Origin of the sequence: Pseudoalteromonas sp. SR43-2 (assembly GCF_014163885.1) — a bacterium.
Classification (GTDB): domain Bacteria; phylum Pseudomonadota; class Gammaproteobacteria; order Enterobacterales; family Alteromonadaceae; genus Pseudoalteromonas; species Pseudoalteromonas distincta.
The window spans coordinates 149,709-174,718 of record NZ_JACJED010000008.1; the positions used below are offsets into that span (position 1 = coordinate 149,709).

Genomic DNA, 25,010 nt, shown 5'->3' on the forward strand with positions numbered 1-25,010 from the left:
GTTAAATACCGCGGGTATAAGGTAATATTAGTTATTATCATTTAGGCAATGCCGAAGGGACAAATATGATCAACCCAGCAAAACTTGAAGAAATTGCTAAGCAAATTACTAGCAATATGCCACAAGGCGTAAAAAACCTAGCAGACACACTCGAAGGTAAAACAAAGCAAGTTCTACAAAACAAGCTTGCTGAGATGGACTTTGTGAGCCGTGAAGAATTTGATGTGCAAAGCCAAGTACTTATTCGTACTCGCGAAAAGTTAACCGAACTTGAAGCTAAAGTTTCATTGCTTGAGCAACAACTTAGCGCTAAAACTGACGCTGAATAATTATACCAATTGCATTAAATTAGTGTTTTATTATAGCGATAAGAAAATAGCTCAATAACAAGGCTAAAATTATGGTACATAGTTGTTCTATATAAATAATTTTTAACGTAGTTAGTGAGTTATTTAATACACTAGGATGATCATTTTTTTAATAAAATTGGTATTAATTTAATGTACAAAAAAGGCAGCTCAGGCTGCCTTTTGCGTTTTACCAAGTTTATTCAAATAGCTCATCAAGTACATAATAAGACAACTTAGCCTGCTGAGCTAAACTCACACTCAGCATTTTTTGCGCAACTTGCTCGCCAGTTATTGGTTTGTAACGCTTTAAAAACGCAAATCGTGTAATAACAGGAAAAATAATACTGCCTATCTTTTCTGCCACTCTAAATTGCTCACGATCGCCTAATAATAAAGATGGTTGTAAAGTACTTATTTTATCAAAAGGGAGTGCTTTAATATGTTGCTCAAGCTCTCCCTTCATTTTCAAATAAGCACTATTACTGTGCGTATTCGCCCCGCTTGATGACACTAAGCAATAATGCGTAACGCCATTACATGCCGCTAACTGCGCCGCTATAAACTGATAATCAAAATCTACTTTACGCTGAGCGTGTATCGAGCCCGCTCGTTTACGGGTTGTGCCCAAACACGAAAACAATACATCACCTTTAAAAAGCTCAACATATTGAATTAATTTTTCAAAATCAATAACGTGATTAACTAGCTTTGCATGTGTGACAGGCAGAACTCGACGGCTTAACGTAACTACTTTTGTATAACGATCGCTATTAAGTAACTTATGGAGCAACTCATTACCGACCAAGCCTGTAGCACCTATCAACACCGCCGTTTTAGTCATGGATTTATTTATTTTCACCCACTTTTTTAAATACGTGTTGCACTGCTTTTTTGTAGCTTTGCGTTTCTTCACTCGCGCACGTTACTACAGATTCTAAATCATGAAGATGGCCGTTTTCTAAACCATAAACCCAACCATGAACGCTTAGTTCTTGGCCGCGCTCCCAGGCATCTTGCACAATGTTAGTACGACACACATTACGTACTTGCTCAATTACATTTAGCTCAATAAGGCGGCTTAAGCGTTCGCTTTCTGGCATTGCGTCAAGTTGTTCAAGATGCTTTTCTTTTACATCTCCTACATGGCGTAGCCAATTATCAATAAAGCCAAATTTAGCATTGTTTAAAACGGCTTGTACGCCACCACAACCATAGTGACCTACTACCATTATATGTTTTACTTTTAAAACCTCTACAGCGTACTGCATAACCGATAAGCAGTTATGGTCAGTGTGTACAACCACGTTAGCAACGTTACGATGTACAAATAATTCGCCTGGTAATAAATCAACTATTTGATTTGCAGGTACACGAGAGTCTGAACAACCAATCCATAAATACTCTGGATTTTGTTGCATAGATAAAATTTTAAAAAACTCAGGGTCTGCTTCACTTGTACGAGCAGCCCAACGTTTGTTGTTATCGAATAAATTTTTTAACTTTCTCATTGCATCTCTTATTAAGTCGAGGACGGAAATTTAATGGACATTAGCAAGAATCAAAATATTACGAGGCGTTAACTGCTTTTCACAAAACGTTTTAACGCTTACTTGATAACCTTGCTGTTGCAAATATAAAGCACGATCGAGCACAAGCCAAACTTCAATTGCCCTTCTGAACACATGTCGAACCAGTTCAACTCGGTCAGTTATTTTTTTTCGAGCCACCCCAACCTCTAAATACTTAATATAATCAGTGCCTTGAGGTAGTTTTAATGCCTTTTTATCTGCAGCCCATGCACAAAACGATTTAAACGAATCTGAGAATATAGCTTTGTTGACCGAAGGTACGCTTACGTAATATTGCTCGCCAGTGATCGACTTTCTTAGTGCATCAAAACCAAGTCGCCACTCAAGTTCTGTTTTACGCACTTTTTCCAGACGAGAAGGCGCTGTGACAGTTTCTTGTAATGCGAGCTTTAAATCACGATGCGTTAGATTAAGCTCACTTTTATTTGCAACCTCACTCATTGCACGGTACTCATTAGCCGTAAATAAATGGTAGCAACAAGGTGAAAAGCTAATTTGCTGTACTTTCGCTAAACTTGCTTGGCGCATAAATGCTTGGTGTAAGCCACCGCATGCGTGAAGCGCTACAGCATGCATGTCTGTATTAAAAAATTGAGTGATATCGTCTTTTAATACATCTGCTTGGCTAAAGTGCATTGCTAAGCCTTGTTGCTGTGCACTTTTTTGTCCTTGCTCGCATAAGCTTTGTTGCAGTTCAATACTATGTACATTACTTGCGCCATTAAACGCAAGCATTCGACCTAGGTGCCCTTTACCCGCGCACCATTCTAAAACAGGTTGTTTCGTATTAGGTAGTGCAGATACATAATCTTGTAACTGTGCAAACTTACGACCTTTAATGCCGTTACTTATCCAAAATGGATAATCAGCTTGAGAGTGGGCTGAGTTAGGTAACTCGCATAACTTTGCAAGTTCATCAAGTTGGCTTATATGTTGGCTAAAAAATTGGTATAGCTGGTTTTGATCGTTATCAAGAACGCTTACCTGATCATCAGTTAGTTCGCTAAGTATGCCTTGTAGCTCTGGCCAAGGTATAGTGTCAAAATCAAATGCAGTGCACTGCCAATACTGACGATGACGCATTAAAAGTGAATCAAGTGCTAAAAATTGCTCAGCTAAAGTCATAACAGCTTAAAAAATAAAAAAGACGATTAATTATATCAGTTTCGTGAATTACCTAAGCAGTTAATTTTTACTAAAAATCAGCCGTAAATACAAAGGTATTGAAATAATACTTACCAAAATAGCTGCCATGAGCATCCACGATAACTGCATCTTTTCAGGTTCTTGGTATTTATAAATAAAGTGAGATTTTACTTCGTCAAATTCGTTTTGCTGTATGCCATATAAGTCCGCAATTAAGCGCCACTTTGCTATCGACATATGCCCTAAACTGGTGGTGGGTGGGGTTATATAACTTTTTAGTACTTCAGCCTCAAAGGCGAGCTGATAAAAGCTTTTACCTGGTGCATAGTTTTGCTGGGTGACTGCAATGGCTTCATCCATGTTCATCATTGCATAACGCCACCCTTTTAGGCTCGCTTGGTAGAATTTTTCGACCGTTTGAGGATTTTTCTTCAGCATGTTTTCGCTGGTAAATAAAATATCGCTATATACGTCCATACCATAACGCTGTGGGCAAACAAGTCGATGAGCTACGCCTTGTTGAGTCATATAATAAGGCTCTGTAGTAACATACACTTGCATAGCATCTAGCTTGTTTTCAATCCAAGCCTGGCCTGGATTTTCGCCATCGTAAACTTTGAGTTTATCTACATCAACGCCACTGCGTTTAAGCATAATAAGTAGTTCGGCGCCATCATTTTTGCTTACCGCAGTAATACGTTTATTAACAAAGTCACGTGGATGAAAAATATCAGACGTGTCTTTAACCATCCAGCAGTAAGGTGAAAATTGCAATAAGGCAGCCATAGCAACAAGAGGTTGTCCATTAATACGTTGCTGTAAAATACCAGAGTGCCCAACTCCAAATTGTGCTTCGCCACTGGCGACAGGAGCAAAGGTATCAGGTTTCATTGGATTAGCTTGCTTAATGGTTACATCAAGGCCCGCTTCATTATAAAAGCCTTTTTGCTTTGCCATATAGTAGCCAGCAAACTGAAACTGATGTGTCCATTTTAGCTGTAATGTGACTGATTCTTGCGCCGCGATATGGCTACAAAAAAAGCACAATCCAATGATTAATCCTTTAAATAGCAACTAGGTGCCCTCAAAAAGTATGACGATTACCTGTAACTATATGTAAAACGTGCGATAAAGCAAGCACCCTAGTTAGGTGCCTGCCTTTAAAGAAGGATTATACTGAGGCGAGTTTTTCGGCTTTTTCTGCTTGGGGCTTTGATGTTAAAAATTGGCTAAAGCACGGATTTTGTGTTTCATCTTGTACACTGTAACCTAAACGGTTTAAGTGCTCGTTAAACATCTCATACTGACTCGGCTCAATAGCAAAACCTGCCAGTACATTCCCCATCGAACCACCGTGATTACGATAATGAAATAAGGTAATGTTCCAATTACTACCTAAAGTATCTAAAAAGCGTGCAAGCGCACCTGGATACTCTGGAAATTCAAAGCGAAGTAAGCGCTCATGTAATTGCTCGGGTGCTTTTCCGCCAACCATATAGCGCACATGTAATTTAGCGAGTTCGTTATCCGACAGATCGCAAAATTGGTAGTCATTATTTGTTAAGTCTTGCTTTAGCTCATTAAGCTCTTGCTCGCCCTGGCGCAGGGCAATACCTACAAATATTTGTGCTTCACCAGGTCCTGCATAACGGTAGTTAAACTCAGTAATAGCACGGCCACCTAAAGAAGCACAAAACTGTTTAAAGCTACCTTTTTCTTCTTTAATAGTAACCGCTAATAACGCTTCGTTTTTTTCACCCAGCGCAGTGCGCTCTGCAACATAACGCAGGCGATCAAAGTTTAAATTAGCACCGGATAAAACAGCCGCTAAATGTAACCCTTTTAAACCCGACTGCTGGCTCCATTTTTTAAGCCCTGCCGTTGCAAGTGCACCTGAAGGCTCTGCTATTGCACGGGTAGATACAAAAATATCCTGCATGGCAGCACATATTTCGTCGCTGGTGACGGTTATAACTTCATCACAAAACTTTTGCGCTAAGCGAAATGTTTCAGTGCCAATAATTTTAACCGCTACGCCATCAGCAAAACTGCCAACGCGCTCAAGCTCTACCGGTTTACCTGCTTTAAGTGCCGCTTGTAAACATGCACTTTCGTCGGCTTCTACACCAATTACTTTTATATCTGGACGCAGCGATTTAATATAAACCGCCATCCCAGCAAGTAAACCGCCGCCGCCAACAGGAATAAACACCGCATCAAGCTCGTTTAATTGCTGCATAAGCTCACGTGCTACAGTACCTTGACCAACAATGACGTCTGGGTCATCAAATGGTGGAACAAATATACCGTTTCGTTGCTCTGTAAGCTCAAGCGCATGTGCTTTTGCGGCATCAAAATGATGCCCATGTAGCACAACTTCACCGCCAAGCGCACGTACCGCACTTACTTTTATTTCAGGCGTTGTTACTGGCATTACAATTGTGGCTTGATGCCCTAAGTGAGAAGCACTTAGTGCAACGCCTTGAGCATGATTACCCGCTGAAGCAGTTATAACCACTGAGCCTTTAGGTAATTTATTTAATTTGTTATACGCACCGCGTAATTTAAATGAATACACGGGCTGTTGGTCTTCACGCTTTAACCAAACATGGTTACCTAATTTAGCACCAAGCTCAGCCATTTCGCTGACCTCGGTAACTTTAGCCAAAGGCTCCATGTTTGCTTGAATAATAGCGCGAAAATAATCGAGCTCTTGAGAGACCATAATTAACTAAGCGCCTCCAATTTAGCTAAGTCACGCACTGCGCCTTTATCAGCACTTGTTGCAAGTAATGCATAAGCCTTTAAAGCAGACGATACATAGCGCTCACGATCAACTGGTTTGTACGCCAGTTTTCCGCGTGCTAATTGTTTTTGTTTACGTGCTTCAAGCTCTTCATCACTTAACGCTAATGTAATTTCACGAGTTGCGATATCAATAATGATTTTGTCGCCATTTTCAACATAAGCAATTGCACCACCACTTGCCGCCTCTGGCGACACATGACCAATTGATAAACCCGAAGTACCACCCGAAAAGCGACCATCAGTAATAAGTGCACATTTTTCAGCTAGGCCTTTTGATTTCAAGTAGCTAGTTGGGTATAGCATTTCTTGCATACCTGGGCCGCCTCTAGGGCCTTCGTAACGAATAACCACGATATCGCCGGCTTTTACTTCATCGTTTAAAATACCTTCTACAGAATCATCTTGTGATTCGTACACGACTGCAGTACCTTCAAAATGTAGCATTTCATCAACAACGCCAGCGCTTTTAACAATACAGCCATCAACTGCTAAATTACCCGAAAGTACAGCTAAGCCACCATCTTGACGAAAAGCATGTTCGACACTTCGGATACACCCATTAACACGGTCATTATCGCCCTCGTCCCAACGACACTCTTGGCTCATTGCTTTAGTGGTACGAATGCCCGCAGGACCAGCACGGTAAAATTTGCGCGCCGCTTCGTTAGTAGGATCTGTTGCATCCCATTTTTTAACGAGCTCAGCCATAGTTGACCCAGCAACATGATTAACTGACATATCAACTAAGCCTGCTTTGCCAAGTTCACGTACGATTGCCATCATGCCGCCTGCGCGGTGCACATCTTCAATGTGATATTCAGGTGTCGCTGGTGCAACTTTACATAAAAATGGTGTTTTACGAGAAAGCGCATCAATGTGCGACATATCAAAATCAACGCCCGCTTCTTGCGCTGCAGCAAGTAAATGCAATACCGTATTTGACGAGCCACCCATTGCAATATCGACAACCATTGCATTCATAAAGGCTGTTTTGTTAGCAATAGCACGTGGCAATACATCTTGATTATCTTTTTGATAATACTCACGACATAAATCAACAATACGAGCCCCCGCTTCAACATAAAGTTGTTTACGGTCTTTATGAGTCGCAAGCGTCGTGCCGTTACCCGGAAGTGCTAAACCAATCGCTTCTAGCAGACAGTTCATTGAGTTTGCAGTAAACATGCCTGAACACGAGCCACATGTTGGACACGCAGAGCGCTCTACTTGCTCTGAATCTGCATCACTTACCGATTCATCAGCGCCTTTAACCATGGCATCTACTAAATCAAGTTTAATATCGATGTTAGCAAGCTTAGTTTTACCTGCTTCCATTGGACCGCCTGACACAAATATTACCGGAATATTTAAGCGTAGTGCTGCAAGCATCATTCCTGGAGTAATTTTGTCACAGTTTGAAATACAAATCATCGCATCAGCACAATGACCATTTACCATATACTCAACCGAGTCAGCAATTAAGTCGCGTGAAGGCAGCGAATAAAGCATGCCGCCGTGACCCATTGCAATACCATCATCAATCGCAATAGTATTAAATTCTTTAGGGACGCCACCGGCTTGTGTAATGGTTTCAGCCATAAGTTCACTTAGCTGATTAAGGTGAACATGCCCTGGTACAAATTGTGTAAACGAGTTAACTACGGCAATAATCGGCTTACCAAAATCGGTGTCGGTCATACCTGTTGCGCGCCATAATGCACGAGCGCCTGCGCGTTTACGCCCTTCAGTTGTTGTTGCACTTCTTAATTTAGCCATAGTTACCTCAGTTTTTGCCGCAAAATAAGCGGGCATTCCTCATTCTAAAATTGGTGAGTAACCGAGTGATTCAGCTACTCGTAAATTGTTTTTCAGTTCGTAATTACACAGCCTGTTGTTGCTGTAAATTTTGTAAAGTGACTTCTTTTACATCCACCAGCTTATTTAACTGGCTGGTCAAAAGGTGAATTGGTTTATCACTATCTACCGTCATGTCTACATTATAAAAACCATCGTCCATATTGAGCTGAAAATGCGTAAGGTCAAAACCACGATGACGCACCACTCGTAAAAAGCGCTCTATCGCTATACTTTGGCTTTTTAATGCAATAGTTAGGCTATGTTTCATTTTGCTTTCTCCGTCATCATTTCATCGTTAGCAGCCCCAGGTGGTACAAGTGGCCAAACATTTTCTTTATCATCAATACAGGCATGTACTATGTACGGACCTTTACTGTTAACTAATGCAGTTATCGCATCATCAACTTGGTTAGCGTGAGTAATTGTTTGCCCTGGGATACCAAATACAGCAGCTAATTGCACAAAGTCTGGGTTATCCGACAGGTTAGTTTCAGAATAACGCCCTTCAAAAAATAGTTCTTGCCATTGGCGAACCATCCCTAAACGCTGGTTATCTAAAATTAATATTTTTACAGGTAAATTGTTACGACGAATAGTGGCCAGCTCTTGAATATTCATCATTATAGAACCATCGCCCGATACAGTGATAACAAAGTCATCAGGGCGTGCTACTTGCGCGCCAATAGCCGCAGGTAGACCAAAGCCCATTGTGCCTGCACCACCACTGCTTAAATGATTACTCGGATGAGTAAACTTCATGTGTTGTGCTACCCACATTTGGTGCTGACCAACATCGCAGCACACAACCCCTGTTTTTGGCATGCGTTGGCTTAGTTGGTTTAATAAGTACGGTGCAAAAACCTTCTCACCTGGGTAGTCGTAACGCCACGCATGCTTAATATTCATTTCTTTATTTGTGTCACACCAAGCTTTAGGTGTTACAAAGCACTCAAGTGCGGGTAACGACGTTTTTAAATCGGCAATTAATGAAGCTTTAGCAGGTTTTCGCTTACCAACTTCAGCAGCATCTATATCTAAATGGATTACTTTAGCTTTAGCTGCAAATTTAGCTAAGTTGCCTGTTACGCGGTCATCAAAGCGTGCCCCTATACATACAAGTACATCACATTCTTGCACTGCGATATTAGCAGCTTGACCACCATGCATACCCAACATACCTAAGTAATGTTCGTAATCTGGTAATACACTGCCCAGCGCTTTAAGTGTTGATACAGCTGGCATCTGAGTTTTATTTAAAAATTGCATTAGTTCGTCTTGCGCATCCGCGGCTTGTACACCACCACCTACATACGCTACAGGCTGTTTAGCCTCACTCAACAATTGATTAGCAATAGCAACTTGCTTTAAATCTAACTCTGGTAAGTATTCATCAGCTGCTAGCCACGGTTTAAAAGGGACTTGAGCCATTTGAATATCTTTTGGGATATCGACAAGTACAGGACCTGGGCGGCCGCTTTGCGCTAAATGAATTGCTTCTTGTAATATCTCTGCTAAGTCTTCAGCTCGTTCTACCATGTAGCTGTGCTTAGTACACGAAAGCGACATACCTAGTACATCTATTTCTTGAAACGCATCTGAACCAATAGCTGCAGTAGGCACTTGGCCGGTGATCGCCAATAATGGTACTGAGTCCATCATCGCATCAGCAAGAGCGGTTATTAAATTAGTTGCACCTGGGCCAGATGTTGCAAAACATACGCCTAATTTACGTGTGCTGCGAGCATAACCAACAGCTGCAAACCCTGCACCTTGCTCATGGCGAGTTAGGTAGTGTTTGACTGGCGCGCCATACAGTGCATCGTAAATTGGCATAATAGCTCCGCCTGGGTAGCCAAATACTTCATTTACGCCGTGTTTGGCCAATAAGTCGATTGTTAGTTCTGCGCCTGTCATTAATAAACCCTCATTCCTCAGTGACAACCCAATTACAAATTTTACCCTTAAAACTAAAAAGCCCTCCGAACGGTTAAGTGCGGAGGGCTTTTTTAATGCTTAAGTTTTTAAAGCACTACGAAGCCCTCGCGGGAATAATCACCACGATAATAATCAGGACTAGGTTAAGTGCGTTTGTAAGCATGTAATTAATACCAAATTTTGTTCAATTATCGCGAAGGTTATTCCTTCGCTCTCTTTTTATATTAGTACCGCGCTAGGCCCTTTAAGTCAACACCAAAGTTAATCTAACAAAAAGACTAAAAGGCAATTTATCAGGTTTTAAAATTCATTATACAAGCTGGTAGTGGTTTTTTTATGCTCTAATTTTAATCTCAGAAATTCACTATTCTTATATCCCTTATTTAAGGTTTGATTAATTTTTGAGAATATTTTTATAAATAAAATTATTTATCACCTTCAGGTAATGCGTAGGTTCTCTTAAGCGACTCTTAAGTGTTGTTGCATAGCATGGCGTTGTTATTTTAAACGAGCCTAAATATGAACATAACTAGCCAAACACCAGCACAAAAAAAGCCAAATCGTAGTAAGCGGTTTTACATTCACTGTAGTGCAAATGCCTTTGTAGTGATGATTGCCTGTTATTACTGTTTAGTTATAAACATTCCTTTTATTCAAGGTTCGTTTAGCGCCATCACCTCCCTTGCATCTTTTTCATGGCTATTTTTACTTTCAGTGCCACTGCTGTTGTTATGCCTTTTAATTATTTTCTTTTCAATAGTGTCGGTTAGGTGGTTACTAAAACCAATTAACTACCTTTTACTGATAATTTCGAGTGCCGTACTTTACGGCTCATTAAATTACGGCGTCGTGTTTGACTATTCAATGATTCAAAACACGTTCGAAACAGATTCAAGCGAAGCACTGAGCTATTTAAATCCGCAGCTCATAGGCTTTCTACTACTGTTTTGTGCGCTACCTGTTTTTGTATTAAGCAAAGTAAAAATACACTTTACCCGCCCTCACCAAGAAGCAATTAGTCGTATAAAACTTATTGTAGCGTGCTGCTCACTAATTGCTTTAGTGGTCGTAAACTTTTACGCCGATTACGCAGCCACTGGCCGCAATAACCGTATTTTGAAAAAAGAACTCATCCCATTTCAGTATCTCTCTAGCGGTTATAAATATATGCGCGATCAGCTGCTGTATACCAATATGGAATTTAAAAATATAGATGCAACACCCACTCTCATTACGCCTAACACCACCAGCGTAACAGTTATGGTTGTTGGCGAAACCGCACGAGCAGAAAACTTTTCTTATCAAGGTTATAAGCGCAACACCAACCCTTATACACAAAAGTATAATGTGACGTATTTTAATAATGTGGCGTCTTGTGGCACCGCTACTGCTGTGTCTGTGCCGTGTATGTATTCACTGCAAACACGAGATAACTTTGATCGATTAGCAGCCGACAACCAACAAAACCTGGTTGACTTAGCACAACAAGCTGGCAGCGACGTACTGTGGGTTGATAACAACAGCGGCTGTAAAAACGTATGCACCCGTGTTGTTAACATTGATATCCCAACCACCCCATCAGCGCTTTGCGATGGAAAATATTGTTTTGATGAAGCACTTCTTGCTCCACTTAAGCGCAAACTCGCTAATTTAAGCCAAGCTAATACCGTTATCGTCCTACACATGATGGGCTCACACGGACCAACCTACTTTAAACGCTACCCAGAAAAATTTAAGCAATTTACGCCCACGTGCGACAGAAGCGACATTCAAAACTGCTCACTCGATGAATTAGTTAATACCTACGACAACACAATTGCGTACAGCGACTTTGTTAACGCCCAGGTAATTGAGCAATTAAAAGCGCTGCCAAACAACATAGATAAGCAGTTTTTATATGTCTCTGATCATGGTGAATCACTTGGCGAAGCCGGTGCTTATTTACATGGTTTTCCGTATAGCTTTGCACCTAGCACACAAACGCACGTTCCTCTTTATATATGGGCTGATGAGCATAATCAGCGCATTACTAATACCTGTTTAGCTAATCTAGACACCCGCGCTGCACGCTCACACAACAATATTTTTCACACCCTTTTAAATTTAATTGGCATTAAAAGCAAAACGTATCAGGCATCACTTGATTTACTTGCTAACTGCCAAACAACACCAAGCGAAATAAAACTATGAGTAATAAAACCGTTATAAAACGCCAAGGCTTAATGCGCCTTATTTTTACCTTAAGCCATTCTTTTAACGGCTTAAAATGGATGAGTCGATTTGAAGCGGCGTTTCAACAAGAGCTAGCACTGTTTTCATTACTCGGTGTGTTTGTGTGGCTACAAGAAATTGCACTAAGGGATAAATTACTGCTTATAGCTAGCCTGCTTTTTGTATTGTTTGCTGAGCTGGTAAATACGGCAGTTGAAGTTGTAGTTGATAGAATTGGCAGTGAATACCATGAGCTTTCGGGGCTAGCTAAAGATATAGCCTCTGCAAGCGTGTTTATAGCTATGCTAATTGCCGCTCTTATTTGGTGGGCTGTGTTATGGGCATAAAGCTAACTTTTATACCTAAAATACAAAATACACTTGGCCCTGTATGGATTTTTGTTGTATTTGCTGTTTTGGCACTTAGCTTTTTAACACTTGCTCGCTTTGGATTAAGTGTATGGCAAGGGGAGCGTGTATTTGGGTCGCATGCGTGGTTATCTATATTTATAGGTGGTTTAAGAGTTGATATAGCCACTCTAAGCTACATTATTATGCCCGCATTACTACTTACTTTACTGATGCAAAGCGTAGGTTGGCAAAATAAAGTACGCGGCCTCATTAAAATTTATTTAGTGACGATGTCTGCTTTACTTGTTTTTTTTGAAGTGATTACGCCTACGTTTATAAACGAGTACGATTTACGCCCAAACCGCTTATTTATAGAATATTTAATTTACCCTAAAGAAGTCTCAAAAATGATTTTTTCAGGCTATAAGTTAGAAGTATTTATTGCTGTTATAGCACTTATTTTAAGCTGTAAATTTGCAAGTAAAATATTTAGCAATCAATGGCAAAGCAAGTCATCACTAACAGGTTTAAATCAATCAATTTTAGCGCTTATTTTAGTATGCTTAACTATTTTTGGCGCCCGCAACTCATTAGGACACAGACCACTTAACCCCGCCATGGTCTCGTTTTCTACTGATCACTTACTTAACGACTTAACCCTTAACTCACTTTATAGCGTCGCGTTTGCAGTTAAGCAACTTTCTAATGAGCAATCGAGCCAAGACTATTACGGTAAAATGCCCACCGATGAATTACTTAGTATTGTGCGTAGTAACATGCAAAATACGCAAGGCACATTTAGTGATGTAACCGCCCCTACAAAAACGTTTCATCGCGCAAGTAATACAGGTAAACCCAAAAATTTAGTCATTATTTTACAAGAAAGTTTAGGTGCTCGTTATGTAGGCACGCTTGGCGGTTTACCGCTTACACCTAATATAGACGCCCTTTATAAACAAGGCTGGGGGTTTGATAATTTATACGCCACGGGCACACGTTCAGTACGTGGAATTGAGGCAGTAATTACAGGGTTTACACCAACGCCTTCGCGTGCAGTTGTTAAGCTTGATAAATCACAACGCGACTTTTTTACCATTGCTGATTTTTTAGCGAAGCAAAATTACAACACGCAGTTCATTTATGGTGGCGAAAGCCATTTTGATAACATGCGCAGCTTCTTTTTAGGCAACGGTTTTAAAAGTATCGTAGATACAAATAACTTTAAAAAAATAGACTTTAATGGCTCGTGGGGCGCATCAGACGAAGACTTGTACGACCAAGCCAATATAGAACTTACTAAGCTTAAAAATCAAAACAAACCATTTTTTAGCCTTATATTTTCAAGCTCTAATCATAGCCCGTATGACTTTCCTGACGATAAAATAACGCTGTACGATAAACAAAAACAAACCCGTAATAATGCTGCCAAGTATGCCGATTACGCACTAGGCACCTTTATCGAAAAAGCTAAAAAATCGAGCTACTGGGATGATACTGTATTTATAGTTATTGCCGATCACGACTCGCGCGTATCGGGTTCAAACTTAGTACCGGTTGATCACTTTAAAATTCCGGCCGTTATTTTTGGAAAAGGTATTACCCATAAACGAGATAGCCAACTAGCCAGCCAGCTCGATATCCCTGTTACTCTACTGTCTTTAATTGGCGCAAGTGGTAAGCACCCTATGATAGGTCATGATTTATCAAAGCCAATTAGCGACAACAAACAACGCGCAATGATGCAATACGACAAAAACTTTGCCTACATGCACGATAATAAAGTGGTGGTGTTACAACCACAAAAACCAGCAACCACCTATACGTATAGCAATAACCAGCTTGTGCCATGTGAAAACGATGAGCAACTAGTAAAAAAAGCCCTAGCCCATGCGAACTTAGGTAATTTAGCCTACACAAATGGTTGGTATCATTAACCAAGTGACTTGATAATAAAGCCTTGTTAAAGTAACAAGGCTATTTTTATAAACCGAGTAAACATGAAAATCCTCGTTATTGAAGACTCAGAAGCATTAAGACGCAGCTTGCAAGTTGGCCTTAGCAACCTTGGTTTTACCGTAGATGAAACTGGTGATGGCTCAGAAGGGCTGAGTATGGCACTAAGTGGAAACTACGACCTCCTCGTACTTGATTTAATGCTACCGAGCGTTGATGGCATGAGTATTTTACAAGCACTGCGCAGCAGTAATAGCCAAAGCCGTGTGCTAATTTTATCGGCACGAAGTGAGCCTCAAGATAAAATTAACGGCCTTATGAAAGGCGCTGACGATTATTTAACTAAGCCATTTTCGTTTGAAGAACTCCATGCTCGTGTCCTTGCATTACTTCGTCGTGGTTCACTGCAAAATCAACAAAATACCCTTACCGTAGGTGATTGCGTATTAGATCTCTCGCTTAAAACTCTTCACTACAAGCAACATGCCATTGAGCTCACGCGTAATGAATATAAAATAATAGAATGCTTATTTAACGCCCCAGAGCGAGTATTGGGGCTTGAGCTTATAAGTGAAGCGGTGGTAGGTCAGTTTGATATGCTCTCTAAAAATGCGCTTGAAGCACACATCTCAACCATACGTAAAAAAGTAAGACAGTTTGATGGCGAGCTCCCGATAAAAAATAAACGTGGATTTGGTTATGTCGCAACAACAAAATAAAAATCACTCAATAAAACGTAAACTCGTTAATAATATTAGCGCCGTGATCTCAGTTATTTTATTCACCATATTTTTAACCGTTGATTTAAGTGTTGATACTTGGGTGGAAGATCAGTTCAATCAGTCTTTAACTAATAAAGCTAACTACTTAAAAACCTTAGTTGAAGATGACAACAACGTGGTTGAATTTGATTTTGCTGGTGAGTTTATGTCAGAGTATGAAGCTGCCGATGCCACGGAGTTTTACCAATTATGGCATGGCCGTGATGTGTTTGAGCGCTCGGACTCATTAGCGCTTTATGAAAATGCTAACCTGCCTTTTTTAGAAATGCCGATTAACGAATCTAAAATTATAGATTACGAGCTTCCTAACGGACGTGATGGTCGCGCACTTATAAGTCACTTTGTAGCCCAAAAAGATGATAGAAACCCCACTCACTCTGCTGTTTTTAATACCATGACACTTGCAATCGCAGCGCCGACAGCCGAACTTAATAAAGTACTGATTATTATTGATGTCGTCTTTATTTTAACCTGTGTGCTTGGTGTGTTTGGTGTGCGCTATTTAGTGACACGTATTGTAAATAAAGGCCTGCACCCTCTACACAATTTAAACGACCAAATTAAGTTACTCGATATTACCGGTGTTGCGCAAACAATAGAAAGCAACTTTAAAGTAGAAGAAATAGAACCTATACGTAACGAGCTAAATAAGTTTATTACTGTTAATCAGCAACTCTATAGTAATGAAAAACGCCTAACAAGCGACATTGCACACGAGCTTAAAACCCCAATAGCTGAACTAATAAGCCTCTCAGAGGTGGCTATTCGCTACCCTGACGATAAACGTATTAGCGATACCTATACCAGTGATGTGCTTAATATTTCACAGCGTATGAAAACAATTGTTAGCAACCTCTTATTATTGCAGCGCTCAAGTAGTAGTGCTATGCAATTGAATGCACAAAATATCATGCTAAATAACTTAGTAAATCAAATTATTGATGAGCTGACCTTTAAGCATCCAAGTATCAAAACGCGTTTAAATAACGAAATAAGTGGCGAACTTACGCTTAATGTTGACGAATTTAGTTTAAATACCATTTTATGTAACTTAATCGATAACGCACTATTTTATGGACTTCCTGAGGCGCCAATTAAATTAACTGCCGTAAATAACAGCACAAACATGACCATCTCTGTTAGTAACAAAGTAAATAAACCACTAAGTAATGAACAGCTAACTGCTATTTTTGACCCGCTCTATCAGCTAGATTCATCTAGAACTAATAACCAGCGCCATGGTTTAGGATTATCAATTGTACAGAGCTTATGTAACTTAAATGGCTTTACTATTACGGCCAGTAATACCGAAAACAATACGTTAACGTTTATATTAACGTTACCTCTGAAGTAAATTTAGGTTAGTATTTACACTACTAATTTTGAGATTTTAAGGACAAACCATGAATGCTCTTACCCGTATTAGCCACTTTTTTATTGTGGCATTACTTATAACATTTAGCCTTAACAGCTATGCTGCTCCTGCCTTATATAAAATAGAAAAAAATGGCGTTAGCTCTTATTTATTTGGCACCGTACACGTTGGTGATGCCAGCATGAAAGGCTTACCTAAAAATGTAACCGATGCGATTAGCGCAAGCAAAGAAGTGATTGTTGAAGTTGATATAAGCAAACTTACACCACTTGAAATGCAACAGCGCTCAATGCCATTTATGATGCTAAGTGACGGTAAAACACTGCAAACTGAGCTTTCAAAGCAAAATTATACCAAGCTAAAAGATTACTTTGCTAAAAAGTCGATTGATATTGCTATGTTTAATGGCTTAAAGCCTTGGGCTGTTATGGTGACTATGATGCAAATTGAATTTCAAAATGCAGGATATTCAGATAAAACCGGTATAGACAAGCAAGTGCTTAGTTATGCTAAAGAGCATAATATTAAAATTGGCGAGCTTGAAACCCTAGAGCAACAACTACAAATGTTTGATGGTATGGCGCTACTAAGCAATGAAATGATTGAAGAAACCTTTGAGCAACTAGCCGATATTAATACTTACTTTATCAAGTTAGTTAATGCGTGGAAAAGCGGTGACATGGACACACTAACCGATTACTACAACATGAGTTTTGATGACAGTAATTACGGTGAAATTAGCGAGCAAGTAATGCTAACTAACCGTAATAATAATTGGGTTAAACAACTCACACCGCGTTTAGCAAACGAGCAGCTATTTATTGCTGTAGGCGCTTTGCATTTACCTGAAAAACACGGGTTACTTAAACAACTTCGAGATAAAGGCTTTAGCGTTACTCGTCTTTAAAATAAAAATGGGTTGAGTGAATTCCCACTCAACCTTTCTCTGAGCTTTTAATGAAAGTCTTCCATTTTTAAGTAATTCTCTATTCCTTTAATTTTGTCTGCCGCATGATGATTTACATAAATCACAGTACTTGTATTGGCAGCACAAATTTTCTCTATTAGTAGCAGTACACGTTGCCTGTTTGCTTCATCTAAGCCTAAGCAAGGTTCATCTAAAATAAGTAACGTTGAATGTTTTACCATAGCCCGCACAATTAACAACATACGCTGATCGCCGTACGATAGCTGGGTGAATGAGGTATTTTGCTTATCACTTAAACCAATAAATGCCAGCCACTGTTGAGCAATATTAATTTGTGCGTCGCTCGGTTTTTGATATAAACCTATGCTATCGTAAAATCCTGAAATAACAGTATTTAAAGCCGATATACTTACGCGGTAATCCATATGTAGCGCGTTAGATATAAAACCAATATGCTGTTTTATATCCCAAATACTCTCCCCTGTCCCACGTTTAAAACCGAACACTTCAATGTCATTGTTATAACACTGTGGGTTATCACCTGTTATTAAATTTAATAAGCATGTTTTGCCTGAACCGTTCGCTCCACTGAGCTGCCAATGCTGATGCTTTTCTATTGTCCAATTGAGATTTTTGAATATGCTTACATCACTGTAACTAACTTTAGCATTACTCAATTTAACTAAGGTATTACCGGTGAATGCCTTTTGCTCTTGTTCGGTATCAGGAGATGGCACATCCAATGAGGTATGTTCTAAATGAAGTAGTTTTAGTAAATCACTCAATTGCTCACTGTCTGGCTTTGCTAAAGTATGTAACAAGCAACCTTGGCTTACATAGCCATAGTGAGTAATGAATGAAGGGATTTCGTCTAGGCGGTTTAGTACAAAAACAAAAGTAATAGTTTGGCTAAGTTCTATGAGTATTTTATTGAGCTGCTGGCAAGATTGTACGTCGAGTCCATGAAATGGCTCATCAAGCACGACTAACTCACTATGGGAGCTGAGTGCTTTTATAAGTAGGAGTTTGAGAGTTTCACCCGTTGAAAGGTCTCTAAAATGCCTATTTAGTAATGAGCTAAATTTAAATAACTCTATTAGCTGCGCTAATAACTCATCATTATTACTATGCTCTGTAAAAACAAGGTCTTTAACGAGGGTGTGCTTTTCATGCTCTAATTCTTGAGCTAGTAACTGTTTATGCGAATCTGAAGACACGAGCATAAGCTTATTAATACTACTTATACGCTTACCACTTTCGCACTTAGCCTCACCGATTAACGCAGCTGTCAGTGCAGATTTACCAGCTCCATTAGCACCTAAAAGTAACCAATGTTCTCCTAGGTTTACTTGCCAATCTAGGTTGCATATATCGTAACGGCTTTTACCTTGCCCTTGTAAGTAACCATTAAATTGCTCAAGCGTAATTGACTGCACTAACTTTTCCTAATAAACCTTAAAACAGCAAGTTAACGTATATTAAAAGTGCTTAGCAAGCTTGTTATCCGCAAAATTAATTTATTTCACTAACAACGCTAATACTATTTAATACGTCTTTAATTGCTTGCTGGCTTATTGGCTTATGAATATGGAGGTTAGCTCCGTATTCATAAACTCGCTCTATATCATTTTGTGAGGTATTTGCTGTTATAACAATAATTGGCATTACTTTATTAAGATCGGAACGTATTTTTTTAATAGCCTCAAACCCATCCATTACTGGCATGTTTAGGTCCATAAAAACAATATCGTACTGATTTTCACTCACCATCTCACACGCGACTTTACCATTTTCTGCGCAATCATAGCTTAAACCTAATAAGCTAAGTATGCGGGTTAATAACATAGTGTTTAATGGGTTATCTTCAACGACTAAACACGTTAGCTTGTTGTTTACTTTAAGAGGTGTTGGGAGGGCTTTACTTATTGTCACTGGTAAATACAAAGACACCAAAGCACCATGAGTTTTATTATTTGTAAAAGTAATTTCACCATGCAGTGCTTTTACAACGTATTGAACCCGGGTTAGGCCTGTTCTCAACCCTTGAAAGTGATTGGTTTGTTTAAATGAGTCAAATTCAAGACTGGTAATCTTCTTCGAAAAGCCACTGCCAGTGTCACTCACTGTTAAATGAAATTCATCATTTAAAAGCTTAGCTGAAACAGTAATTTCACCTTTTTGTGTAAACTTAATTGCATTACTAATTAATTCTGTAAGTGTGTGCTGCAAACGTTGATGATCCAATTTACATACACAATTTAACGATTCATCTAAAGAGCTAACTAGTTTTAGGCCTTTTTGCTTACACGCATGCTTGTAAGCTATTACTACTTTATTACACGACTCTAAAAGGTTTTCGTCATTTAAATGCGGTACCCATTTACCTGCACTTAAAGCCTGCAAGTCTTGTAATTCATCTAATATGGCTATTAACCTGAGCGCGCAATAGTTAGCTTGGGTTTTAACGCTTTGCTGTTTATCAGAAACCTCTAGCTCCTCAATAGACGTAATAAGTCCCTGCAAAGGTGTTCTAAATTCGTGACTAGCTCTGGCAATAAAATGTTCTTTATTTTGACTTGTTTGATAAACAAAATCTTTTTGTTTTTGTAGCTCTAAAAGCGTGTCTGAAACCTCTTTTTCCATTGGTATAAAAACAAATCTTAACTCAATAAGTAATAATGTCATTGCCAATAACCAGCATAGTATCTCTAGGTTGGCGACCCAATTTACTTTTTTAACAGCTTGAGATTCAAATAAGCTCACTGCCTTATCAAGCTTTGTTAATAACGTTTCAACATACTTTATAGAAAATACTGAGTGGTTTATCTCTCCTTGCTGATACAAAAGCCGCTCTGTTTGTTCTATATAGTCAAATACCGCTTTATCTAACCCTATCGTTTCACCAAAATATAAGTCTACTAACGCTGGATTTAAGTAAATGTATTCGTCATCAGAGTTTTTAGTTAATAATGTTTGATGGGACTTTTTAAATGTATTGAGGGACTTCTCAAGTGACTCAGTATGAGCTGGCGAGTAATTACTGATGTTAAGTATAGCATTACTGTGCCAAGCAATTTTCTGTGAGAGCATACGCTGGCTACCAGCGATGTTAATAATTTTTGCATCAAACTTTTGAACAGAAAAACTATGCTGCATTAATAAAGCAGAGCCACTTATTAATAGCGCTATTGCAATTAGTGCCCATCGGTAACGTGTTCTCACGCTTTTAATAATATTGAACATGTATAAACCAGTTTTTTTATATAAGTGTAGACTAATTTTTTAAAACGAAGAATCAGTCAAAATAATTAAGCGAATTATTAATACCCAATAAAAAAGCCCAGCATCAAGCTGGGCCATAGTAGTAAAATTATATTAGCGATTCTCTAATCGATTATAATCGAACATTCCATATTCTATCCCACGATACTTTTTAGCTGTATCGTGCAATATATCGCTGTATTGCCAAAACTGTGGATGAGTACGTCGAATACCAAACTTAGATTTCAAAGCACCATAATCGGCTTCTATTTGCATCATAGGCAATTGCTCGGCAAAAGCATTTACTTGCTGCTCGTTATTTAAATACCAAATAGCTGCGGGGTAATCACCGATAAAGCCAGGAACAATAGTCGCGGTATCTTCTTCATAAGCACGTTGACCATCTTCGTTTAGTAAACTAGAAATATTGTAGTGCGCATTATGATGAATAATAGTGTAGCCCTTATGGCTATCATCTTTTTGCTTTACAAGTACAAAGGAAAGCTGAGGTAACAAGTTTACCGCTTTTGCTGGCATGTTACTTACTACATTTAACGGCTTTGGTACTTCAGTGTAGTTGTATCTTTCACTTAAAACTGGCGCTAAGGCTTCTTTCATCAAAGTATATAGCTCATGCTGTGGATCATCAGTTTTATAGTTAATACCACTTGGCTGACTAAATTCTCGGTTATTTTTAAAGAACTTAGATAAGTCAGGTGGTGAGTTACGATACCACTGCTTTTTGATTTGATTACGTTTAGCCTCAGGTAACAATGCTAAAAAGTTTTGCTCTCCCTCTAAACGTAAAAAATCCATATATAGGCGTGTCACTAATTGATGGCCTATATTTCCGTACACATCAAAGCCTGCTACAAGCAAATAGTGAATACGCTCAAACAAAGCATAATCTAATATCCAGGTGGTTTTAGGCTCTTGACCAATAAAACCTTTAACTACAGTTGCACTATCAAAATGGCGGAAAATAGTTAGTGCCGCATTTTTATTATGCCCATCACCTTTCCAAAGTAAGTCTGTTGTAAGGTGCTCACCACCTTTGAACATTTTGTTAGCCAACTCTACTTTCGCCTGTAAATACTTTTTCTCGCGAACTGAATATTTAACCCAGCTAGAAATGGGTAAGGCATTACTTTCCTCAGCGGCAGGAAGCTCTAATGCCTCTTCATGTTGCATTAGCATTTCCCCTACAGCCGGAGTCGCTACTTTATTAGGATCAGCAAAAGCCACCCAAAAGTGATCGTTTATAACATTCAAAGCAATCTGACCACGACAAACAGGCCCTTTTATAAAGCCCATAATAATTAACTCTGCCTCATCAAGCATAAATTGATACTTAGAATTAATTGGAATAACTTCGAAAGTTTTAAAAGGGTTAGATGCTGCCTTAGCCTCATAACTAGGCATTTTCGTAACCGTATAATCTGGCGCAATAAACTGCTCATATAAACGCAGTAATTTAGCTTCATTAAGCTCAAGAGGTAAATGTGTTTTAGAAAGTATGGTTGTACGCTCTTGCATAAAACGATAATAAACACGGCTAACTTTAGGGTCATCGTATGGGCGACGCGTGTTAATTAACTTTATTTCCTCACCAGGAGGCGTACTTGAGCGAACTAGTTTGAAAAAGCTTTGTGGGTTTTCTGAAGTAAAATAAATATGTGCTAAAAACCAATGCTCATAAATATACCGTGCTGATAACTGATACTTTAAGCTATCTTGATTTAAAAATGCTTCCCAGCCCGCTATTTTATTCTGATCATATTTACTCGGTGGCTGAATATGTGACATTTTACCACCACCTTTAAGCCAGTTCTGTAAATGATTAAACTCTTCACGCGAAACACCAGGTAAACCATAAGGCATACCGCCATGAGGTTGATCACTTGCCAATCGATCGAACTCACCCATTGTTGCGCAGGTTTGCGAACGCGCTAACGAAAAGTCAAACTCATCACCTAACACTTCGTTTACTGGCAATTCATGGCTTTGCTTTAACACTAAGCTATTAAATAACACACTGCCCGCTAAGTTAGCTTCTTCACTTTGTATGCGCTCATTTAGCACTGGCGTAAAGTTTTTTTCTCGCCATTGCTGAGTATTAGTTGCATCAAATAATAAACGGCTTGGGGTCGTTGCCAATAAACGAGTTCCATCGTAAACAAGCTCTTTACTCAACCCCCGGTCAATACCTTCAGGGGATGAGAGCTTCAGTTGACATGGTGCATCGTAACAACCATGACAAACTACGCAGCGGGTATCGAGTACAGGTTTTACATTTTGTAAAAAATCAGCACCAGCACCTGTTGTATGAGGCACCATTCTCTCTTGTGTTTGTTCAGGTCCAAAAAGATCATCGTAGTGAGCATTTCCCAAATATGCACAACCACTTAAAATAATGAGTACTATCGTACTTATTAGTATTTTTCTCATTCGTCGTCCTCATCACCTAAATCAAAGGTGGGCATCATATCCATTTGAGGAGAAACGAATGTATTCTGACCTTCAGTATTCAAAACAATACTTAAAAGAGGGCCATGCGTTAATGTTATCTGCGCATCGTGCTCTTGATCTAATATAGCTAAGTACAGAGGATTAGTTATAAGCAACTCATAACCGCTAACAGTAATAGCGACACTGCTATCTTCACTTGGGTTCTGGCAAATTTGAGCAAGTAACTCATCATCAAGTCCAATTGATATTTCAAAATCAGGCTGCTCTAAGTCTCTATTACTTAATGATTCATCTAATAGAAATAAAGGGAGGGTTAAATTACTATCTTGTTCAAATTCCATTGCGTTCTCTGCACTTTCTGACGATTTAATTGGCGAGTATTATATCAAACTAGCGAGCAAATTAACGCTAAAGCTAATGTAACTGTGTTTAAACGTCATCCATAACAGATTCGATCACCGAAAATACAGCACCTTGAGGGTCGCATATAACACTAAAACGACCAACATCTGGGATATCTGTTGCAGGAACACATACTTGTCCACCTAAGCTAGCGGCTTTACTAACAATTACATCGCAACTCTCTACTGCAAAATAAATCATCCAATGAGCAGGGGTATCATCAGGCCATTCACTTGTCATTTCAAGCATACCGGCAATTGGTTGTCCATCGACTAAAAATAAAATGTAGTTCATCCCTTCCATAGGCTTTATTTCGCTTTCCCAGCCTAGTAAAGCACAGTAAAAGTCTCGACTTACTTTACTATCTCTTGTTGCTAACTCATGCCAATAAGGCGTATTTAATTCACCTGAGTGCTTACAACCTTTATGCTCATTTCCCTGCCATAGTGCAACAGTTGCGCCTACTGGATCTTTTAGCATAAGCATGCGACCTGCATTCATAACATCATGAGGGCCGGCAAGAACTTCAGCACCCAGTTCTTTTGCTTTTAGCGCACAATCATCAACATTATCGACAGCAATGTAAGCCAGCCAATGACTTGGGATCCCTGCACTAATTTGCTCTTTAGGCATTTCGTACATTGCAGCGATATCCTCACCTTGCTTTTGTAGCATGGTGTAGTATATGTTCTCTCCAATAGGTTGATCGTCATACCCCCAATCAAATAATGATGTATAAAACGCCTTACCGTCTTTCCAATCGTGCGTACAAAGTTCTGACCAGCAAAAAATACCATGTGGATGATTATCAATTTCACTCATTATTAAACCCTTATTATTCTATTTTTATCTAAACGAGCTCTGTCACATTTTATAAACTACTTAATTGAACAGATCATAAATTGAGATTAGAGCAATAACTAATCAGAGTCGATAAATAAAGGTATTATTCTAAAGTTAGAAAAACGTATTTTAAAAAAAGGGATATTGAGAATATGTTTTTATTATTTTATGGATCTGAGATATTGACGAGTTTTATTGTGTTTTCATTATATTTTAAGCGTCGGAAGTCGCTACGCTTGCCCGTTCTACATGATGGTTGTTGGATGAGTGTACATTAATTGTTCTACTTTCACTTTTCTGCAGACGTAAAAAAGCCCGGCTCTTTCGAATCGGGCTCTCTACAATTTGAAGTCGGTGCGCTACGCAGTAGGATGTCGTAGTGCCCACAGCGGTGGAGAGTCACAGTGCAAATGCTGCTGTATTAGCCGACTGAGATATTAAGAGGTTTTGTTGTAATTTCAGCGTCGGGAGTCGCTGCGCTCGCCCGACCTCCGTGGTAGGTGTTGGTATGAGTGAATGTTAACTGCGCGTATTTTACTTTTCTACAGACGTAAAAAAGCCCGACTCTTTCGAATCGGGCTCTCTACAATTTGAAGCCTGTTAATGTCGTAGTGCCCACAGCGGTGGAAAGTCACATAGCAAATACTACACTCTCTTTGTGTCAGGGCGGCCTTCAATGGGGCTCGCCTTTGAGCTGTTTCGTTTCACTACTTAGTTCGGCATGGGCTCTTGGCTATTTACTAAATCCCAG

Annotated in this window: 20 protein-coding genes; 7 read left to right on the forward strand and 13 right to left on the reverse strand. The window is 39.3% G+C overall.

All coding sequences use genetic code 11. The annotated features are described in order from the left end of the window. The first annotated feature begins 65 nt into the window (after positions 1 to 65). Positions 66 to 329 carry a ubiquinone biosynthesis accessory factor UbiK gene (locus H5120_RS09195; protein ID WP_002959905.1) on the forward strand — a complete coding sequence of 88 codons (264 nt, stop codon included), beginning with the start codon at positions 66 to 68 and terminating at the stop codon, positions 327 to 329. Positions 330 to 546: 217 nt separating this feature from the next. Here the strand turns inward: H5120_RS09195 and H5120_RS09200 are convergent, their stop codons facing one another. The 8 genes from H5120_RS09200 to ilvG form a co-directional block, all read right to left on the reverse strand. Further along, complete coding sequence (locus H5120_RS09200) at positions 547 to 1,191, reverse strand: NAD(P)H-binding protein (RefSeq protein WP_182674160.1); 645 nt, start codon at positions 1,189 to 1,191, stop codon at positions 547 to 549. A 4-nt stretch (positions 1,192 to 1,195) separates the two neighbouring features. Beyond that, the gene (gene can, locus H5120_RS09205) at positions 1,196 to 1,858 is read right to left on the reverse strand and encodes a carbonate dehydratase (protein ID WP_002959903.1); all 663 of its coding nucleotides are present in this window, start codon (positions 1,856 to 1,858) and stop codon (positions 1,196 to 1,198) included. 30 nt (positions 1,859 to 1,888) lie between these two features. After that, positions 1,889 to 3,064 carry a methyltransferase gene (locus tag H5120_RS09210; protein ID WP_182674161.1) on the reverse strand — a complete coding sequence of 392 codons (1,176 nt, stop codon included), beginning with the start codon at positions 3,062 to 3,064 and terminating at the stop codon, positions 1,889 to 1,891. A gap of 60 nt (positions 3,065 to 3,124) precedes the next feature. Then, a complete protein-coding gene (locus H5120_RS09215; protein ID WP_182674162.1) occupies positions 3,125 to 4,159 on the reverse strand; it encodes an ABC transporter substrate-binding protein in 1,035 nt (344 codons plus the stop codon). Positions 4,160 to 4,256: 97 nt separating this feature from the next. Beyond that, complete coding sequence (gene ilvA / locus H5120_RS09220) at positions 4,257 to 5,810, reverse strand: threonine ammonia-lyase, biosynthetic (protein ID WP_039485942.1); 1,554 nt, start codon at positions 5,808 to 5,810, stop codon at positions 4,257 to 4,259. A gap of 2 nt (positions 5,811 to 5,812) precedes the next feature. Then, the gene (gene ilvD / locus H5120_RS09225; RefSeq protein ID WP_024596945.1) at positions 5,813 to 7,669 is read right to left on the reverse strand and encodes a dihydroxy-acid dehydratase; all 1,857 of its coding nucleotides are present in this window, start codon (positions 7,667 to 7,669) and stop codon (positions 5,813 to 5,815) included. Positions 7,670 to 7,772: 103 nt separating this feature from the next. Further along, positions 7,773 to 8,018, reverse strand: coding sequence for an acetolactate synthase 2 small subunit (gene ilvM / locus H5120_RS09230; protein ID WP_182674163.1), 246 nt, complete (start codon positions 8,016 to 8,018; stop codon positions 7,773 to 7,775). After that, positions 8,015 to 9,664, reverse strand: coding sequence for an acetolactate synthase 2 catalytic subunit (ilvG, locus tag H5120_RS09235; protein WP_002959891.1), 1,650 nt, complete (start codon positions 9,662 to 9,664; stop codon positions 8,015 to 8,017). Before ilvG ends, ilvM begins: the two co-directional genes overlap by 4 nt. A gap of 540 nt (positions 9,665 to 10,204) precedes the next feature. Here ilvG and H5120_RS09240 point away from each other — a divergent pair. The 6 genes from H5120_RS09240 (at position 10,205) to H5120_RS09265 (ending at position 17,263) form a co-directional block, all read left to right on the forward strand. After that, positions 10,205 to 11,875 carry a phosphoethanolamine transferase gene (locus H5120_RS09240; RefSeq protein ID WP_182674164.1) on the forward strand — a complete coding sequence of 557 codons (1,671 nt, stop codon included), beginning with the start codon at positions 10,205 to 10,207 and terminating at the stop codon, positions 11,873 to 11,875. Continuing rightward, the gene (locus H5120_RS09245; RefSeq protein WP_007582120.1) at positions 11,872 to 12,243 is read left to right on the forward strand and encodes a diacylglycerol kinase; all 372 of its coding nucleotides are present in this window, start codon (positions 11,872 to 11,874) and stop codon (positions 12,241 to 12,243) included. Before H5120_RS09240 ends, H5120_RS09245 begins: the two co-directional genes overlap by 4 nt. After that, positions 12,234 to 14,180 (forward strand): LTA synthase family protein, encoded by a 1,947-nt coding sequence (locus H5120_RS09250; RefSeq protein WP_182674165.1) that lies wholly within the window; start codon positions 12,234 to 12,236, stop codon positions 14,178 to 14,180. The genes H5120_RS09245 and H5120_RS09250 overlap by 10 nt, the downstream gene beginning before the upstream one ends. A gap of 63 nt (positions 14,181 to 14,243) precedes the next feature. Beyond that, positions 14,244 to 14,918 (forward strand): response regulator transcription factor, encoded by a 675-nt coding sequence (locus H5120_RS09255; protein ID WP_007377292.1) that lies wholly within the window; start codon positions 14,244 to 14,246, stop codon positions 14,916 to 14,918. Continuing rightward, positions 14,899 to 16,335 carry a HAMP domain-containing sensor histidine kinase gene (locus H5120_RS09260; protein WP_182674166.1) on the forward strand — a complete coding sequence of 479 codons (1,437 nt, stop codon included), beginning with the start codon at positions 14,899 to 14,901 and terminating at the stop codon, positions 16,333 to 16,335. The genes H5120_RS09255 and H5120_RS09260 overlap by 20 nt, the downstream gene beginning before the upstream one ends. A gap of 49 nt (positions 16,336 to 16,384) precedes the next feature. Beyond that, positions 16,385 to 17,263: a TraB/GumN family protein gene (locus tag H5120_RS09265; RefSeq protein ID WP_033038531.1), complete on the forward strand. Its 879-nt coding sequence runs from the start codon at positions 16,385 to 16,387 to the stop codon at positions 17,261 to 17,263. Positions 17,264 to 17,310: 47 nt separating this feature from the next. On the opposite strand, the gene H5120_RS09270 is transcribed toward H5120_RS09265, so the two are convergent. From H5120_RS09270 to H5120_RS09290, 5 genes are all read right to left on the reverse strand, one after another. Beyond that, positions 17,311 to 18,720, reverse strand: a complete 1,410-nt coding sequence (locus tag H5120_RS09270; protein WP_182674167.1) for an ATP-binding cassette domain-containing protein — start codon at positions 18,718 to 18,720, stop codon at positions 17,311 to 17,313. A 76-nt stretch (positions 18,721 to 18,796) separates the two neighbouring features. Next, a complete protein-coding gene (locus tag H5120_RS09275; RefSeq protein ID WP_182674168.1) occupies positions 18,797 to 20,527 on the reverse strand; it encodes a response regulator in 1,731 nt (576 codons plus the stop codon). A gap of 132 nt (positions 20,528 to 20,659) precedes the next feature. Then, positions 20,660 to 22,993, reverse strand: a complete 2,334-nt coding sequence (locus H5120_RS09280; protein ID WP_182674169.1) for a fatty acid cis/trans isomerase — start codon at positions 22,991 to 22,993, stop codon at positions 20,660 to 20,662. After that, positions 22,990 to 23,355 (reverse strand): hypothetical protein, encoded by a 366-nt coding sequence (locus H5120_RS09285; protein ID WP_002959878.1) that lies wholly within the window; start codon positions 23,353 to 23,355, stop codon positions 22,990 to 22,992. The genes H5120_RS09280 and H5120_RS09285 overlap by 4 nt, the downstream gene beginning before the upstream one ends. An 88-nt stretch (positions 23,356 to 23,443) precedes the next feature. Next, positions 23,444 to 24,238: a VOC family protein gene (locus H5120_RS09290; protein WP_182674170.1), complete on the reverse strand. Its 795-nt coding sequence runs from the start codon at positions 24,236 to 24,238 to the stop codon at positions 23,444 to 23,446. Positions 24,239 to 25,010 lie beyond the last annotated feature (772 nt).